This window comes from Pelomonas margarita (genome assembly GCF_043555875.1).
GTDB lineage: Bacteria > Pseudomonadota > Gammaproteobacteria > Burkholderiales > Burkholderiaceae_C > Pelomonas > Pelomonas margarita.
The window spans coordinates 460,740-475,951 of sequence record NZ_JBIGHW010000004.1; the positions used below are offsets into that span (position 1 = coordinate 460,740).

Below are 15,212 nucleotides of genomic sequence, written 5' to 3' on the forward strand. Positions count from 1 at the left end.
CGAGCAGGGCACCGGCCCGCGTGTCTTCAGCGCGACGCTGCGGCAAGCAGCTTGTCGCGGCTCAGCACGACGAGCCGTGTGGGCTCCACGCGCACGGCGCCTTCGCGCTCGAAGGCCTTGAGCTCCTGGTTGACTCGCTGGCGCGACGCACCCAGCAGCTGTGCCAGATCTTCCTGCGCGAGTTGCAGGCCGATACGGATCTCGTCGCCCTCGTGCACGCCGTAGGAGCGCGCCAGAAGCAGCACCTGCTTGGCCAGCCGTGCGGCCAGCGGGCGGGTGTTGAGGTCCTCGATCATGTCGAACATCAGCCGCAGGCGCCGGCAGTTCAGCCGCAGCAGCGCGTCGTACAGCTCGGAATGGGCCTTCAGCAGTGCATGGAAATCGGCCTTGCGCACGCACAACAGCGTGGTCTCGCCGTGCGCGTAGGCGTCGTGCGTGCGCGGCAGACCGTCGAACAGCGCGATGTCGCCGAACCAGGTGCCGGGCTCCACATAGGTCAGCGAAATCTGCTTGCCGGCCAGCGACACCGAGCTGACGCGCACCGCGCCCTTGGCGACGGCTGACCACTCCTCGGCCGGCTCACCGCGGTGGGACAGCATGGTCTCGTCGGGCAGCCGGCGCACGTAGGCGCGCTGCAGGATGTCGTTGCGCAGGTTCTCGGACAGGCGTGAGAACCACACGCCCTGGTCGATCTGCTGGCGTTCGGCGGGGGTGAGGGTGAGTGCGTTCATGGCGGGCGGCATTGTGCCCGGGTGGCCCCATGCTAGAGTCGCCCGCGCTGTTCTTCCCCCTCATCCCACCCCTCGCCAGCCGCTCGCAGTCAATGCCCATCACGGCCCCGCGCCCGACCTTGCTGGGTGCTCTCACACCCGCCTTGGCACTGCTGCTCGGCCTCGTTCCGCAAGGGGCCGACGCGCTCGGCATGGGGCGCCCGCAGGTGCACTCCGCGCTGGGCAAGCCGCTGGACGTGACCGTGCCGCTGACGCTGGCCGACGGAGAGCAGCTCACCGATGCCTGCGTGCGTGCAGAGGTGTCGGCCGGCGAGGCTCGTGTGCCGGCCGGGCTGCTGCAGATGCGCATCGAGGGCGAGGCGGGCGAGCGCCGCATCCGGTTGCAGAGCCTGGTGCGCGTGGACGAGCCGGCGCTGCGCATCACGCTGGCGCTGGGCTGCCCGCTGCGGCTGACCCGCGAGTTCAACGCCTTCATCGACCCGCCGGCCCAGCCCGCGGCACCGGCCCTGCAGGTGGCGTCGCCCGCGGCCGTGCCGGCCCCGGCGCCCGCTGCCGCGCCGGTGGCCGAGCCGCCGTCGCGGGGCGTGGCGGAGGCTGCATCGGCCACGCCCCGCGCACCCGCCGTGCGGCCGCGCGCCAAGCCCCGACCCAAGTCCCCTGCGCCCCGGCTGGTACTGGAGCGGCCGGAGGTGCTGGTCAGCCAGGCACCCCAGCGGCCGGGCGTGCCGGAGACGGAGCTGACGCCCGAGCTGGAGGCGCAGATCGCTCAGCTCGAACAGACGGTGGCGCAGCTGCGCGCGGAGCTGGAGGCGCAGGCGTCGGGCCCGGTGGCGTCCGTGGCGGCATCCGCGGCTTCAGCCGCGTCGGCGGTGGCGGCTGCGCAGGCCGCGTCGGTGCCGCCGCCGGAGCCGTTTGCGTCAGCCCCCACGCCGCCAGCGCCGCGTGCGGCGCGCGCGTCGTCGTACCGCGATCCCATGACCTGGCTGCTGACGCTGGGCCTGAGTCTGGTGGCCGGCGCTGCGGCGTTCTACGGCAGCCGCTGGCGCGAGCAGCGCGCGCGGCGCGAGCGGGCTTACTGGCGGGCACTGCATGCGGTCGAGGGCACGGCAGATGCCGCCCCGGTGCCGCCGCACGTGCCGGCCAGCGCCTCGCCGGGCATGGCGCCGCCGGTGGCCGCGCCGGCTGCGGTGCTGCCGGACGAAGGCCAGCATCAGGCTACTCGGCCGCAGCCGCGTCCGATGGCTTGGCCGCCCGGTCCGATCGCCACGCCGCTGCCGGTGGCTGTGCCTGCGCCTGAGGACGTGGCGTTGTCTCTGCAGGCCACCCAGCCGCTGCCCGTGCAGGCCACCGGCGTGCCGGTGCTGTCCCAGGAACTGAGCGTGGCTGACGAGTTGCTGGATCTGCAGCAGCAGGCAGAGTTCCTGCAGCTGCTGGGCCAGCACGATGCTGCGGCAGACCTGCTTGCCGGCCGCCTGGCCCGTGGCAACGCCGGCGCGATGCCCTACCTGATGCTGATGGAGCTGTGTCAGCAGCGCGGTGAACCCGAGGTGTTCGCCGAGCTGGCGCGGCAGTTCGAGCAGCGTTTCCGCACGGTGGCGCCCGCCTGGGCGCAGAGCCTGTCCCGGGGGCGCAGCCTGGATGCGAGCCCCAGCGTCATCGCGCATCTGCAGGTCGTCTGGTCCGACCCGTCGGCGGCGATGCATATGCTGCGCGATCTGTTGGCCCGCGGGGCCGGCCCGGGCGCGCCGCATTTCGAGCTGCCGGCCTACCGCGACCTGCTGACGCTCTACAGCGTGGCCCGCGACCTGTTCGAGGCCGGGCTGCGCGGCGAGGGCGTGGACTTGATGCTGCCGCTGGATTCTCGGTTCGGCGAGCAGTGACCGGGCGCGGCGGCGCTCAGAGGTTGAGAGTTTTTTGGCCGTGCCCGAAAGGCGCGTCAAAACGCCGCTGATCTAGGCGCAAAGCACAGCCATAGTTCTGGCTATGGCGAGCATTTGCAACGACGGGCGGGGGCGTTTTGGCGTGCAAAGCGGGCATGGGTGAAGGACTCTCAACCTCTCAGATGCCGAAGTCGTCGGCCTCGCCGTTCATGGCTTTCTCGATGAGTCGGCGCGACAGCCGCTCCGATAGCAGCTCGGCAAAGGTGTAGACGTAGTTGCGCAGGTAAGCGCCGCGCTTGAAGGCGATGCGCGTGACATTGCTGCCCAGCAACTCGCCCAGCGGGCGGGCGACGAGGTCGCTGCCCGGCGGCTCTTCGCGCATGGCCATCTCGGCCACGATGCCCACGCCCATGCCCAGGCGCACATAGGTCTTGATGACGTCCGAGTCGATGGCCTCCAGCACGATGTTGGGCGTCAGGTGGCGGGCCGCGAAGGCCTTGTCGATGCGCGTGCGGCCGGTGAAGCTGGGGTGGTAGGACACCAGCGGCTCGGCGCCGATTTGCTCCAGGCTGATGCGCTCGGCCGTGGCCAGCGGGTGGTCGCGCGGCACCACCATCACGTGCTGCCATTCGTAGCATGGCAAGGTGACCAGCTCCGGGTACTGTGCCAGCGACTCCGTGGCCAAGCCCAGATCGGCGGTCTCGTCGATGAGCATGCGGGCGACCTGGTCCGGGCTGCCCTGGTGCAGGCTGACGCGCAGCTGCGGCAAGTTCTTGCGCAGCTGGGCCACCGGCGCGGGCAGCACGTAGCGGGCCTGCGTGTGGGTGGTGGCGATGGAGAAGGTGCCGCTGTCCTGGCGCGAGTACTCTTCGCCGATGCGCTTCAGGTTGGCCACCTCGCGCAGGATGATCTCGATGCAGGCCAGCACCTGCTCGCCGGGCTCGGTGATGCGGCGCAGCCGCTTGCCGTGGCGGGAGAAGATGTCCACGCCTAGCTCCTCTTCCAGCTCCAGGATGGCCTTGGACACGCCGGGTTGCGAGGTGAACAGTGCCTTGGCGGTCTCGGTGAGGTTGAGGTTGCGCCGGGCGGCTTCCTGGACGAAGCGGAACTGATGGAGATTCATGGCGGGGGCGGTGAGTCGCCGAGAAGGCGTCGGTCAGTCGAGTACGCCCAGGCAGGTCTGGGTGATGGCCTGCAGCATGGCTTCCTGGTCGCCCAGCGGCGGGTGCAGCAGCCACTCGATGGCGTCGCCATGCAGCTCGCGCAGGCGCTCTAGCAGCACGGGCACATCGCGCCGCACATGGCCGCCAGTGCCAAGGAACAGCGGCAGCACGTGCACGCGCGTGCAGCCGGCGGCGGCCAGCTGGGCTGCTGCCTGCTCCATGTCGGGCGACATCAGTTCCAGGTAGGCCATGGCCAGTGGCGTGTCGGGCCGGGCGGCGCGCAGCCGCTCGGTGACGATCTCAAAGGGCCGTGCCCACGCGGGGTCACGCGCGCCATGCGCGAACAGTAGCAATCCATCCATCATCGGTAGCGCACCAGCCAGGTGAAGGCGGCCAGGGACATGGCCAGGTAGAGCAGGCTTGGCGTTGCTGCCACAGCCCAGGGCGTCCAGTTCTTCAGCAGGCCTAGATGGCCGGCCACGTTGTTCAGCAGTACGAAGCTGATGCCGAGCATGATGCCGCCGAACACCTTGATGCTGATGCCGCCGGAGCGCCCGTGCAGATAGGCAAAGGGCAGGGCCAGCGCCACCATGACGAAACAGGCGAAGGGGTAGAAGGCCTTGCGCCAGAACTGGATGTTGTGCGCCTGGGCGGATTGCTCCTGCGCCGACAGGTGCTCTGTGTAGCGGAACAGTTCGACCGTCGACATGGACACCGCCGGCAGCACGGCCGCCGCGATCACGCCGGCATGCAGCGAGCTCTGCCAGCTCAACTGGTCCAGGCGCTGCTCGGTGACGACGACCTGCCCCACGCTGCGGCTGCCGGTGGCGCCAGGTTGCCAGCTCGTGCGGGCCGCGTCCTGCAGGCGCCACAGGCCCTGGGCGTCCACGCTGACCCGCGCTGCCTCGGTGCGCGACATCAGCCGGCCCTGGGCATCGAACTCGAAGATGCGCACATCGGCCAGCTCGCCGCCCGAGCCGACGCGGCCCACCTTGACCGAGTAGCTGCGTTCCTGGCCGTCGACCTGCCGGTGGTCTTTCAGCCAGGCGCCGCGGCCGGTGTTGCCGGTGTCGCGGCCCAGGCGGGCGCGCAGCTCGTCACCCTGGCGCTCGAAGGCGGGCGCCACGTAGTCACCCATCACGAAGGTCAACACGGCGAAGGCCGCAGCCAGGCCGGCCAGCAGCGCCAGCGCTCGACCCGGGCCCAGGCCCCCGGTGCGCAGGATGGTGAACTCGCTGCTCTGCGCCAGCCGGGCCAGCGCGAGGATGGCGCCGATCAGCACGGCGATGGGGAACATCTCGTAGAAGTTGCCCGGCATCTCCATCGCGGCCAGCAGCGCAGCCTTGCCGGCACCGGCGCCGACCCGGGCCATGCGCTCGATCTCCTCTACGAAGTCGATGAAGAAGGACAGCGACAGCAGTGACAGCGTGACCAGCAGCACCGAGCCGGCGATGTCCTTGTATAGAAGGCGGCGGACGGTCTTCATGCCGGCACCGCCTTGGCCCGGCGGCGCAGGCAGAAGCGGTTGCCGTTGTCGCGCAGCCAGATGACGGCCAACGCCAGCAGCAGCGCCGTGCCGTGCAGTGTCAACAGCGCCTTGGGCAGTGTCATGCGGCTGTTGCCGACCCAGGACTGGGACAGGCTGATGAGGTTGAAGTACACGACGAAGGCCAGCAGTGCGAACAGCAGGTTCCAGTTGTTGGCCCGGCGCGGGTTGGAGGCGGCGAGCCCGATGCCCAGCAAGGCCATGTTGAAGGCGCCAAGGATCATGCCCAGCCGCCAGGCGAGTTCGCCATGGTGCTTGGGCGTGGGGTTCCTGAGCAGATCCAGCGTGGGCATGGCCTTGGGGGGCAACTGGTTGGCGTTGGCCATCACCTGCGGGTCGGTCATGACCTTGTACTGCTCGAAGCGGGCCAGGCTCTTCTCGCCCGTCTTGAGCTGGGTCTCGTTGCGCTGGCCGTGGTCCAGCACGAGGTAGCGGTCGTCGCCTTCCATCTGCAGGCGGCCACGGGAAGAGGTGGTCACCGATTCGCGGTCTTGGTCGCTGGACAGGATGAAGACGTTGCGGCCCGTGGCGGCATCGTCACCGTCGCGTTCGATGAAGAAAACCCGGCTGCCGTCGCTGGAACTCTGGAACTGGCCCGGCGCCACGCGGGAGAGGTCGCTGCGCTTCTGGTAGCGCTCCTTGAGCTCGGCACTGTTCTGGTTGCCCCAGGGCCACACGATGAGTTCCAGCACCACCACGGCCAGCAGCACGGGCCAGGCCATGCGCAGCACCGGCCGGATGAAGGTGGACAGCGGGATGCCGCTGGCGAACCAGATCGTCATCTCCGACTCGCGGTACAGCCGCCCGAGCGTCATGACGACGGCCAGGAACAGCGACAGCACCAGCATGGTGGCCAGGTGGGCGATGGTCGCGTAGCCCATCAGCAGCACCACATCCTGTGGCGCCACGTTGCCGCCCGCTGCCTGGCCCAGCGTCTTGATCAGCGTCTGCGTCAACATGATGGTCAGGATGACCACCAGCGTGACGCCAAAGCTCTTGGCGAGCTCGGATCGCGTGGATGAATCGAATAACATCAAACGCACTTCTATCTACTTCCAGTCATTATGGACTTCAAGGTTCAAGCCACAGAGTTGGATGCACTCGCTACCGCGGGTGCTGACGCGCTCATCGTGGTGCTCGGCGGCGACACGCTGCCCCAAGGCCTGGACGCCGTCGTCGCCAAACATGCGCAGACCGCGATCAAGCTCGGTGACTTTTCGCTGAAGGCCGGCCAGGCGATCACGCTCACGCAGGCCGACGGCCTGAAGGCGGCGCGCTTGGTGCTGGCCGCCAGCGGCAAGACGACGCTGGCGGCGGCCCGTGCCGCGCTGGCGGCGGGGCTGGCCCAGGTCAAGCCACGCGGCGTCGCGAGCGCGGCGGTCGTGTTTGCCGGCTTCGACGAGGCGCTGGTGGAGGCGTTGTCCGAGCAGGCCGCCGTGGCCGGCACGGAAGCGGTATATGTTTACCGCCACACCAAGCCCAGCGCGGCTCCGGCGCCCAAGCTGGCCAAGCTGACGCTGCTGGTGGGCAAGGCTGCGCTGAAGGCGGCCAAGGCGGGCCTGGCCCGCGGTGAGGCCGTCGCGGCCGGCATCGAGCTCGCCCGTGAATGCGCCAACCGCCCTGGCAACCACGCAACGCCCACATATCTGGGCGAGGTCGTGCAACAACTGGGCAAGACCCACGGCTTCAAGGTCGAGGTGCTGGACAAGAAGGCCGTCGAGAAGCTGGGCATGGGCAGTTTCCTGGCCGTAGCCCAGGGCTCGGACGAGCCGCTGCGCTTCATCGTCGCCCGCTACGAAGGTGCGGCCAAGACGGTGGCGCCGGTGGTGCTGGTCGGCAAGGGCATCACCTTCGACACCGGCGGCATCTCGCTGAAGCCGGGCGCTGAGATGGACGAGATGAAGTTCGACATGGGTGGCGCGGCCAGCGTCATCGGCACGCTGCGCGCGGTGGCCGAACTCAAGCCCAAGCTGAACCTCGTCGTCATCGTCGCAGCCTGCGAAAACATGCCTAGCGGCCGCGCGATCAAGCCGGGCGATGTGGTCACGTCCATGTCGGGCCAGACCATCGAGATCCTGAACACCGACGCGGAAGGCCGCCTCATCCTGTGTGATGCGCTGACCTACGCGGAGCGCTTCAAGCCGGCGGTGGTGGTCGACGTCGCCACGCTGACCGGCGCCTGCGTGATCGCGCTGGGCGGTGTGCGCAGCGGCATGTACGCCAGCGACGACGAACTGGCCGCCGCACTGACGACGGCGGGCGACGCTGCGCTGGACCCCTGCTGGCGCATGCCGCTGGACGACGAGTACGCCGAAGGCCTGAAGAGCAACTTCGCCGACGTGCCCAACATCGCCGGCCGTGCGGGCGGCTCCATCACGGCCGCCAAGTTCCTGCAGCGCTTCGCTGGCAAGTACCGCTGGGGCCACCTGGACATCGCCGGCACGGCCTGGAAGGGCGGCGCCGCGAAGGGCGCCACTGGCCGGCCCGTCGGTCTGCTGACGCACTTTGTGCTGGGCCACGCGAAGTAAGCGTGGCGGTCCAGGTCAGCTTCTACAGCGACGCGGCGGATCCGCTGCACTTCGCCTGTCGGCTCGTCCGTCGCGCGCTCGCGTCGGGCAAGCCGGTGGGTGTCTGTGTGGCGGTGTCCGATTCGGCACGGCTCGACGAGTTGCTGTGGAGCTTCGACCCCATGGACTTCATCCCGCATCGACGCTGGGATGGTGCCTCGCCGACGCCGCCCGGCGAGGTGCTGCTGGTCAGTGACGCCGCAGGTCTGCCGCATCGCGGCTTACTGCTGAACCTGTCGCTGGCACTGCCTGCCGATGCGCTGGCGTTTGAACGCGTGCTGGAGGTGGTCGGGCGCGAGCCGGATGCCGTCCAGGCTGGCCGTGAGCGCTACCGCACCTACAAGCAGGCGGGCGCACAGCTGGACCATTTCACTGCCGCGGGCTGATGCCGCGCTGTTGCGCCCAGTTCCCAGGGGCATGCTTTCCCGTATGAGTGCCCTTTCGGATTTGGGATATGTTCAATTCGTTGAAGGCTCAACGGTTGTCGCTGGTCTTTTTCTCTCTTCCCTTCCAAAACGGAGTTGATCCATGCAAGTCAAATTGAATGTGGTGGTGGGTGCTGTGGCTGCGCTGCTCAGCGGCGTGGCGATGTCTCAAGAGCTGGTCGTCAAGATCGGCCACGTGGGCCCGAGCAGCGGCGCCATCGCCCACCTGGGCAAGGACAACGAGCTGGGCGCGCGTCTGGCCATCGAGGAACTGAACGCCAAGGGTGTGAGCATCGGCGGCAAGAAGGCCAAGTTCGAACTGCTGGCTGAAGACGACGCTGCCGACCCCAAGCAGGGCACGGCCGCTGCCTCCAAGCTGGTGGACTCCAAGGTCAACGGCGTGGTGGGCCATCTGAACTCCGGCACCTCCATTCCCGCGTCCAAGATCTACAGCGACGCCGGCATTCCGCAGATCAGCCCGTCGGCCACTGCCGTCGAGTTCACCAGCCGCGGCCTGAAGACGACCTTCCGTGTGGTGGCCAATGACGGCCAGCTGGGCGGCACGCTGGGTCGCTACGCCGCCACGACGCTGAAGGCCAAGAAGGTCGCCGTCATCGACGATCGCACGGCTTACGGCCAGGGCGTGGCCAAGGAATTCGAGAAGGGTGCCAAGGCCAACGGCGCCACGGTCGTGGCCCATGAATTCACGACCGACAAGTCCATCGACTTCAACACCATCCTGACGACCATCAAGGCCAAGAAGCCTGACGTCGTGTTCTTCGGCGGCATGGACGCCGTCGCCGGCCCGATGCTGCGCCAGATGAAGCAGCTGGGCATCACTGCCAAGTTCATGGGCGGTGACGGCATCTGCACGGGCAAGCTGCCGGAACTGTCGGCCGGCACCATGGCCGATGGCCAGGTGGTCTGCGCCGAGGCGGGCGGCGTCGAGGGCGAGGCCAAGAAGTCAATGGACGACTTCCGTGCCAAGTTCAAGGCCAAGTTCAACACCGACGTGCAGATCTACGCGCCGTATGTCTACGATGCCGTCAACGTGTTGGTGGACGCGATGGTCCGTGCCAAGTCTTCTGAGCCCGCGAAGTACCTGCCGGAGCTTTCCAAGACCAACTACAAGGGCGTCACGGGCACCATTGCTTTCGACGCCAAGGGTGACATCAAGAACGGCTCGCTGACGCTGTACACCTACAAGGCCGGCACCCGCGAACAGATCGCCGTGGTGCGCTGATATCGGCATACGCCCGATGCTGGATGCCCGAGCTGCTCGGGCGCCGACGAAAACCCGCCGATGGCGGGTTTTCTTTTGTTTTCTCTCGGTGATGAATAGCGCGCGTCAATTCAAGGCCGGTCGGGTGGGTGTGTGTGGTATTTGCGCCTATCGGGATGGGTATCCGGGTTGGTTTGAAATGTATGGTGCTGCATGTTTCCGGGTTTTCAAGTCCGGATCTGTGTCATTCGCACGTTTTGCTGCGTTGCCTGCGCCGCTTTCACGCGCTTGTCGTCGGCTTTGGGGTCTACTTGCGGCGCTTGTGAAGATTGCCTGCTGCCGGCCTGTTTTCATGGGTGTTTCGAGAGGGGCCACCCTCCAAACGGGGGGCTTTCAAGCCTGGGTGTCGGAGGCATGATGCCGGCGCGATCAAGGACTGGGTGCTGCGTCGGCCGTGGCTGACGTCGATGGCTTGGTACGCGAGCCGGTAAGCTTTGGCGGTCCGGTAAATAGAAAAATAGAAGATTTCCGGCTGGGAGTAAATTGATGGCCTGCGAATTCTGTTTTGTTGAATGAGTGAAATCGCGATCGGCGCTCGGCGGAACTGATCGGGGATATAGATGATCAGAATATTCAATCATTATCTGCACAGGCAGACGCTGCTTCAGGTGTTCTTTGACCTGGGGCTGATCGTTTTTGCCGTGATTGCTGTGGTGTTGAGCCAGGGCGAGTCGGCGCAGACCGTGCTGCCGTTCGCGGCGTCCCATGGTCTTTCGCTGGCTGGCTGCATGTTCGTGATCAATTCCGCGACGGGCTTCTATCAGCACGTCCACAACCGCTCGGTGACCGAGTCTTGCGCGCGCGCGCTGTTCGGCCTGCTGTTCGGCCTGCCGCTGGCGTACGTGATCTTTAGCCTGGTGCCGTCGACCACCAGTCACCGTGACTTGCTGACGCTGGTGGCCATGGTCGCCGTTGCGGCTGTCATGGTGCATCGTGTCTACGCGGCGCATTCCGGCGCGCAGGCCAGGTTGCGCAGCCGCATCCTGATCTTTGGTGTCGGCCCGGCCGCGCGCGCTGTCGGCAACACCCTGAGAGCATCTGATCCCCACGCGCAGATCGTCGGCTACTACGCCGGACCGAACGAAGAGCAGCACGAAGTGCCGCAGCCGGAGATCGTCAATGACGGCGCCAACCTGACCGAGGCTGCGCTGCGCCTGAATGTGGACGAGATCGTCGTGGCTTTGAGTGAACGCCGCGGCGGAAGCATGCCGTTGCGCCAGTTGCTGGATTGCAAGCTGGCTGGCGTGCGGGTGGTGGATATTGCGACGCATTTCGAGAAGACGCTGGCGCAGATCAACATCAAGCATGTCAACGCCGGCTGGCTGGTGTTCGGCGATGGCTTCAGCCAGGGCATGGTGCGGGCGGCGATCAAGCGGGCCTGCGATTTGGTGTTCGCGCTGCTGATCCTGGCGGTGTCCTGGCCGCTGATGCTGGTGACGGCGCTGGCCATCCGGTTGGAGTCTCGCGGTCCGGTGCTCTACCGTCAGGAGCGGGTGGGGTTGAACGGTGTCAACTTCAAGGTGATCAAGTTCCGCAGCATGCGAACGGACGCCGAGAAGGACGGCAAGCCGCGCTGGGCCAGCAAGAACGACGACCGCGTCACGCGTGTCGGGCGCTTCATCCGCAAGGTCCGCATCGACGAGCTGCCGCAGCTCTTCAATGTGCTCATGGGTGAGATGAGCATGGTGGGGCCGCGTCCTGAGCGGCAGTACTTCGTGGATGAGCTGGTCAGCAAGATTCCATATTTCGCGGTGCGCCACAGCGTCAAGCCGGGCGTGACCGGCTGGGCGCAGGTGCGCTACGAGTACGGCTCGACGATCGAGGACTCCGTTGAGAAATTGCAGTACGACCTGTACTACGTCAAGAACCATTCCCTCTTCCTGGATCTGCTGATCATGCTGGAGACGGTGGCCGTCGTTCTGACCGGCAAGGGCGCTCGCTGAGCGTCATGCCGGCATCGGCCCGCGCGCCGATGGCTGGCGTCAACCGGCATGCTGAAATCGCGCATGCCTGATGCGGAATTGATGCCTTCCTCGCTTGCCCTGTCGGAGCCCGTGGCTTCGTTCATCTCCCTGGGCAATCTGGGTTATCTGGTTTGCTGCGCCGTTTACGGCGTGTTCGCGCTCTATTTTGCGCAGCGATTGCTGCGTGGGCGCTTGCAGCGCACGCTGCCTGCCATCGTGTTCCTGGCCGCACTGGCCGTGAGTTCTGCGTGGGCGGGTGTCGCGCTGATCGACGGACTCAGTCACTGGTCCGATCGCACGCCCACCTGGCTGGGCCCCTTGCTGGATGTGTCGCGTTTCGGGCTGTGGTTCGCCTTCCTGGTGAAGCTGTTGCCGCGTGTTGGTACCCGGACGCTCGGCTGGGCCCGGCCGGTGGTGGGGCTGGCGGTATCGGCCCAAGCAGCGCTGGTGCTGGGCGCGGAATGGCTGCCTCACGATGCGCTGGTCCGACCGCTTTCGTTTGGCGCCCTGGCGCTGTCGATTCTTGGGCTGGTGCTGGTCGAGCAGTTGCTGCGCGGCGTTGCCGCCGATGCGCGCTGGAACGTCAAGCCCTTCTGCCTGGGGCTGGGCGGTGTCTTCGTGTTCGACCTGTTCCTCGGGGCTCAGGCGGTGCTGTTCCAGCGCTTCGACGGCGATGCGGCCAGCGTCCGCTCGCTGGTCCATGCGGCGGCCGTGCCTCTGCTGTATGTGGCATCGCAGCGGCAAGGCGATTGGCGCGGTCGGCTTCACCTGTCGCGCACGGCGGTCTTTCACTCGGCCACTTTGCTGTTGGTGGGCGGCTATCTGCTGGTGGTGGCCGGTGTCGGGTATTACGTCCGCTACACCGGTGGCCAGTGGGGGCGGGCGCTGTCGGTGGTGTTGATCTTCGTCGCGCTGGTGGCGCTGATGCTGATCGTCGCGTCGGGTTCCGTGCGGGCGCGGCTGCGTGTCTACATCAGCAAGAACTTCTTCAGCTACCGGTACGACTATCGCGAGGAATGGCTGCGGTTCACGGCGCTGCTGGCCAGTAGCGTGGAGCCGCAGCACACGGCCGAGACGGTCGTGCGCGCACTGGCCAATCTGGTGGAAAGCCCCAGCGGCATGCTGTGGCTGCAGCGGCAGGCCGGCGGGGAGTTCGCGCAGGCGGGGCGCTGGAATCTGCCGGCTCAGCCTGGGGTCGAGCCGCGCGACGGGTCGCTGGCGGCGTTCTTTGCGGAGCGGGCCTGGATCATCGATGTGGATGAATGGCGTCAGCGCCAGGATGCCTACCCGGGACTGGAGTTGCCGGCCTGGCTGGTGGACGAGGCGCGTTGCTGGCTGGTCCTGCCGCTGCAGGTGCGTGAGACCTTGATCGGCTTCGTGGTGCTCGGCCGTCCGCGTGCCGCCGTCGAGCTGAACTGGGAGGTGCGTGATCTGTTGCGCACTGCCGCAAGTCAGGCCTCCGGCTATCTGGCGCAGGCGCAGGCCACCGAGGCCTTGCTGGAGGCGCGCAAGTTCGATGCGTTCAATCGCATGTCGGCCTTCGTGGTCCACGACCTGAAGAACATCGTCACCCAGCTGTCGCTGATGATGAAGAACGCCAAGCGCCTGCGCGACAACCCGGAGTTCCAGCAGGACATGCTGGACACGGTGGAGAACTCGCTGGAGAAGATGCGACAGCTGATGTTGCAGCTGCGCCAGGGGGACAAGCCGCATGGCGTGACCAGCGGTGTCGACCTCGAGCAGATCGCAAGGCGACTTGGCGTCGCCGCGGCCAGCAAAGGCCGGGCGCTGGAGCTGGCGTTGCAGGCGGGCGTGAGCACCCGGGGCGATGCCGAGCGCATGGAGCGGGTGCTGGGGCACGTGGTGCAGAACGCATTTGATGCGACCCCTGCTGGAGGCTTGGTGCGGCTCAGCCTCGATGCGCAAGGCAGCCAGGCGCGCGTGCGTGTCACCGACACAGGCTGCGGCATGAGCGACGACTTCATACAGAATCGTTTGTTCAAGCCGTTCCAGACGACCAAGGTCAGCGGCATGGGTATCGGAGCCCACGAGAGCTATCAGTACGTGCAGGAATTGGGGGGGAAGATCAGCGTGCAAAGTGAATTGAACCAGGGCACCACGGTGACCCTGCTCCTGCCCCTGTTTCATGCGCAGGCCGATGCGTCGCGGGCGGGGCTGGAGCTGCGATGACGACGCCTCGTCACGCGCCGCTGCTGATCGTCGAGGACGACCTGGCGCTGCAAAAGCAGCTCAAGTGGTCGTTGGACAAGTTCGAGTCCGTGACGGCGGACGACGTGGCCAGCGCCGTCCTGCAGTTCAGGCGGCACTCGCCGGCCGTGGTGACTATGGACTTGGGACTGCCCCCAGACCAGGACTCCGTGTCGGAGGGCTTCAAGTGCCTTGAGCGCTTGCTGGAGCTCGACCCTGCTGCCAAGGTCATCGTGCTGACCGGCCAGAACGACCAGGACAACGCGCTGCGTGCCATCCGCATGGGGGCCTACGATTTCCTGGCCAAGCCGGTGGATCCGGACGTGTTGAGCCTGAGTGTCGAGCGCGCCTATCGGCTCTACGAACTGCAGCAGGAGAACCGCCGCCTGCAGATGCAGCAGAGCAGTGATGTGTTCTCGGGCCTCATCACGCGGGACCCCGGCATGCAACGCGTCTGCCGCATGATCGAGAAGGTGGCGCCCAGCGATGCCACCGTGCTGCTTCTGGGCGAGAGTGGCACGGGCAAAGAGGTGCTGGCGCAGGGCCTGCACGACGCCTCCAGACGCAAAGGCCGCTTCGTGGCCATCAACTGCGCGGCCATCCCCGAGACGCTGCTCGAGAGCGAGCTGTTCGGCTACGAGCGCGGCGCCTTCACCGGAGCGACCAAGTCCACCGTCGGCAAGATCGAGACCGCGAACGGCGGCACGCTGATGCTGGACGAAATCGGCGATCTGCCGATGCCCTTGCAGGCCAAGCTGCTGCGCTTCCTGCAGGAGCGTGTCATCGAGCGGGTGGGGGGGCGTCAGGAGATCCCCATCGACGTGCGCGTGGTCGGGGCGACACACCAGGACTTGAAGGCACGCATCGCCGATGGGCGCTTCCGTGAGGACCTGTATTACCGCCTTGCCGAGATCGTGGTCGAGATCCCGCCGCTGCGGGAGCGCCTTGGCGATCCGGTGCTGCTGGCCCATGCATTCGCGCGCCGCTTTGCTGCCGACATGCGCCGGGCGGCGCCGACGCTGGCCGACGACGCCGTGCGAGCGCTGGAGGCGCACCGCTGGCCGGGCAATGTCCGTGAGTTGCAGAACATGCTCAAGCGGGCCGTCATCATGGCGGACGAGAACCGCATCACGGCGCTCGACCTGGGCCTGCGCAGCATCTCAGTGGAAGAGCAGGGCGCGGAGACGCTGGATTTGCGAGCGGTGCGCGAGGCTGCCGAGCGGCAGGCCGTGATCACCGCGTTGGCGCGTACCGACGGCAACATCCTGCGCGCGGCGGAGTTGTTGGGCGTGAGCCGGCCGACGCTGTATGACCTGATGAATCGGCTGCAACTCAAGTGATGCGCCTTGCGCCGGCTTCTCGGGTTCGCGCCGGGCTCCGGCGGTGCAGTGATTTCGCAGCCGTGCTTTGCCGCCAGCAGTGGTTTCGTGAGGGCGTGGAATTCGC

At 67.0% G+C, this 15,212-nt stretch carries 13 protein-coding genes; 7 read left to right on the plus strand and 6 right to left on the minus strand.

Annotation, left to right across the window (positions count from 1 at the left end; translation table 11 throughout):
- Positions 1-26: 26 nt before the first annotated feature.
- Positions 27-731 (minus strand): Crp/Fnr family transcriptional regulator, encoded by a 705-nt coding sequence (locus ACG0Z3_RS10695; RefSeq protein ID WP_394397471.1) that lies wholly within the window; start codon positions 729-731, stop codon positions 27-29.
- 143 nt (positions 732-874) lie between these two features.
- Between ACG0Z3_RS10695 and ACG0Z3_RS10700 the strand changes: the two genes are divergently transcribed.
- Entirely contained in the window at positions 875-2,611 is a 1,737-nt protein-coding gene (locus ACG0Z3_RS10700) for a FimV/HubP-related protein (RefSeq protein ID WP_394397472.1), read from the plus strand.
- A gap of 178 nt (positions 2,612-2,789) precedes the next feature.
- Here ACG0Z3_RS10700 and ACG0Z3_RS10705 read toward each other — a convergent pair whose 3' ends face one another.
- The 4 genes from ACG0Z3_RS10705 to lptF are packed head-to-tail and all read right to left on the minus strand — an operon-like array spanning position 2,790 to position 6,354.
- Positions 2,790-3,734, minus strand: a complete 945-nt coding sequence (locus tag ACG0Z3_RS10705; protein ID WP_394397473.1) for a CysB family HTH-type transcriptional regulator — start codon at positions 3,732-3,734, stop codon at positions 2,790-2,792.
- 33 nt (positions 3,735-3,767) lie between these two features.
- The gene (locus tag ACG0Z3_RS10710; RefSeq protein ID WP_394397474.1) at positions 3,768-4,136 is read right to left on the minus strand and encodes a sirohydrochlorin chelatase; all 369 of its coding nucleotides are present in this window, start codon (positions 4,134-4,136) and stop codon (positions 3,768-3,770) included.
- Positions 4,136-5,260: an LPS export ABC transporter permease LptG gene (lptG, locus tag ACG0Z3_RS10715; protein WP_394397475.1), complete on the minus strand. Its 1,125-nt coding sequence runs from the start codon at positions 5,258-5,260 to the stop codon at positions 4,136-4,138. The genes ACG0Z3_RS10710 and lptG overlap by 1 nt, the downstream gene beginning before the upstream one ends.
- Positions 5,257-6,354, minus strand: coding sequence for an LPS export ABC transporter permease LptF (lptF, locus tag ACG0Z3_RS10720; RefSeq protein ID WP_394397476.1), 1,098 nt, complete (start codon positions 6,352-6,354; stop codon positions 5,257-5,259). The genes lptG and lptF overlap by 4 nt, the downstream gene beginning before the upstream one ends.
- A 30-nt stretch (positions 6,355-6,384) precedes the next feature.
- Between lptF and ACG0Z3_RS10725 the strand changes: the two genes are divergently transcribed.
- From ACG0Z3_RS10725 to ACG0Z3_RS10735, 3 genes are all read left to right on the plus strand, one after another.
- Positions 6,385-7,848, plus strand: a complete 1,464-nt coding sequence (locus tag ACG0Z3_RS10725) for a leucyl aminopeptidase (protein WP_394397477.1) — start codon at positions 6,385-6,387, stop codon at positions 7,846-7,848.
- Positions 7,849-7,850: 2 nt separating this feature from the next.
- Complete coding sequence (locus ACG0Z3_RS10730) at positions 7,851-8,273, plus strand: DNA polymerase III subunit chi (RefSeq protein WP_394397478.1); 423 nt, start codon at positions 7,851-7,853, stop codon at positions 8,271-8,273.
- Positions 8,274-8,415: 142 nt separating this feature from the next.
- Entirely contained in the window at positions 8,416-9,555 is a 1,140-nt protein-coding gene (locus tag ACG0Z3_RS10735) for a branched-chain amino acid ABC transporter substrate-binding protein (protein ID WP_394397479.1), read from the plus strand.
- Positions 9,556-9,841: 286 nt separating this feature from the next.
- Here ACG0Z3_RS10735 and ACG0Z3_RS10740 read toward each other — a convergent pair whose 3' ends face one another.
- On the minus strand, positions 9,842-10,171 hold the full coding sequence (locus ACG0Z3_RS10740) for a hypothetical protein (RefSeq protein ID WP_394397480.1): 330 nt from the start codon (positions 10,169-10,171) through the stop codon (positions 9,842-9,844).
- On the opposite strand from ACG0Z3_RS10740, the gene ACG0Z3_RS10745 reads away from it, so the two are divergent.
- From ACG0Z3_RS10745 to prsR, 3 genes are read left to right on the plus strand one after another with little or no spacing between them, the layout of a single operon-like run.
- Positions 10,155-11,537 (plus strand): TIGR03013 family XrtA/PEP-CTERM system glycosyltransferase, encoded by a 1,383-nt coding sequence (locus tag ACG0Z3_RS10745; RefSeq protein WP_394397481.1) that lies wholly within the window; start codon positions 10,155-10,157, stop codon positions 11,535-11,537. The genes ACG0Z3_RS10740 and ACG0Z3_RS10745 overlap by 17 nt on opposite strands.
- A gap of 48 nt (positions 11,538-11,585) precedes the next feature.
- Positions 11,586-13,748 (plus strand): XrtA/PEP-CTERM system histidine kinase PrsK, encoded by a 2,163-nt coding sequence (gene prsK / locus ACG0Z3_RS10750; RefSeq protein WP_394397482.1) that lies wholly within the window; start codon positions 11,586-11,588, stop codon positions 13,746-13,748.
- Complete coding sequence (gene prsR / locus ACG0Z3_RS10755; protein ID WP_394397483.1) at positions 13,745-15,106, plus strand: PEP-CTERM-box response regulator transcription factor; 1,362 nt, start codon at positions 13,745-13,747, stop codon at positions 15,104-15,106. Before prsK ends, prsR begins: the two co-directional genes overlap by 4 nt.
- Positions 15,107-15,212 lie beyond the last annotated feature (106 nt).

Excerpts from the sequence above, each read along its gene's own strand:
- ACG0Z3_RS10705 (WP_394397473.1), bottom strand. The coding sequence starts at position 3,734 with ATGAATCTCCATCAGTTCCGCTTCGTCCAGGAAGCCGCCCGGCGCAAC.
- lptF (WP_394397476.1), bottom strand. The coding sequence starts at position 6,354 with ATGTTATTCGATTCATCCACGCGATCCGAGCTCGCCAAGAGCTTTGGC.
- ACG0Z3_RS10735 (WP_394397479.1), top strand. The coding sequence starts at position 8,416 with ATGCAAGTCAAATTGAATGTGGTGGTGGGTGCTGTGGCTGCGCTGCTC.
- lptG (WP_394397475.1), bottom strand. The coding sequence starts at position 5,260 with ATGAAGACCGTCCGCCGCCTTCTATACAAGGACATCGCCGGCTCGGTG.
- prsK (WP_394397482.1), top strand. The coding sequence starts at position 11,586 with ATGCTGAAATCGCGCATGCCTGATGCGGAATTGATGCCTTCCTCGCTT.
- ACG0Z3_RS10725 (WP_394397477.1), top strand. The coding sequence starts at position 6,385 with ATGGACTTCAAGGTTCAAGCCACAGAGTTGGATGCACTCGCTACCGCG.
- ACG0Z3_RS10695 (WP_394397471.1), bottom strand. The coding sequence starts at position 731 with ATGAACGCACTCACCCTCACCCCCGCCGAACGCCAGCAGATCGACCAG.
- ACG0Z3_RS10745 (WP_394397481.1), top strand. The coding sequence starts at position 10,155 with ATGATCAGAATATTCAATCATTATCTGCACAGGCAGACGCTGCTTCAG.
- ACG0Z3_RS10710 (WP_394397474.1), bottom strand. The coding sequence starts at position 4,136 with ATGGATGGATTGCTACTGTTCGCGCATGGCGCGCGTGACCCCGCGTGG.
- prsR (WP_394397483.1), top strand. The coding sequence starts at position 13,745 with ATGACGACGCCTCGTCACGCGCCGCTGCTGATCGTCGAGGACGACCTG.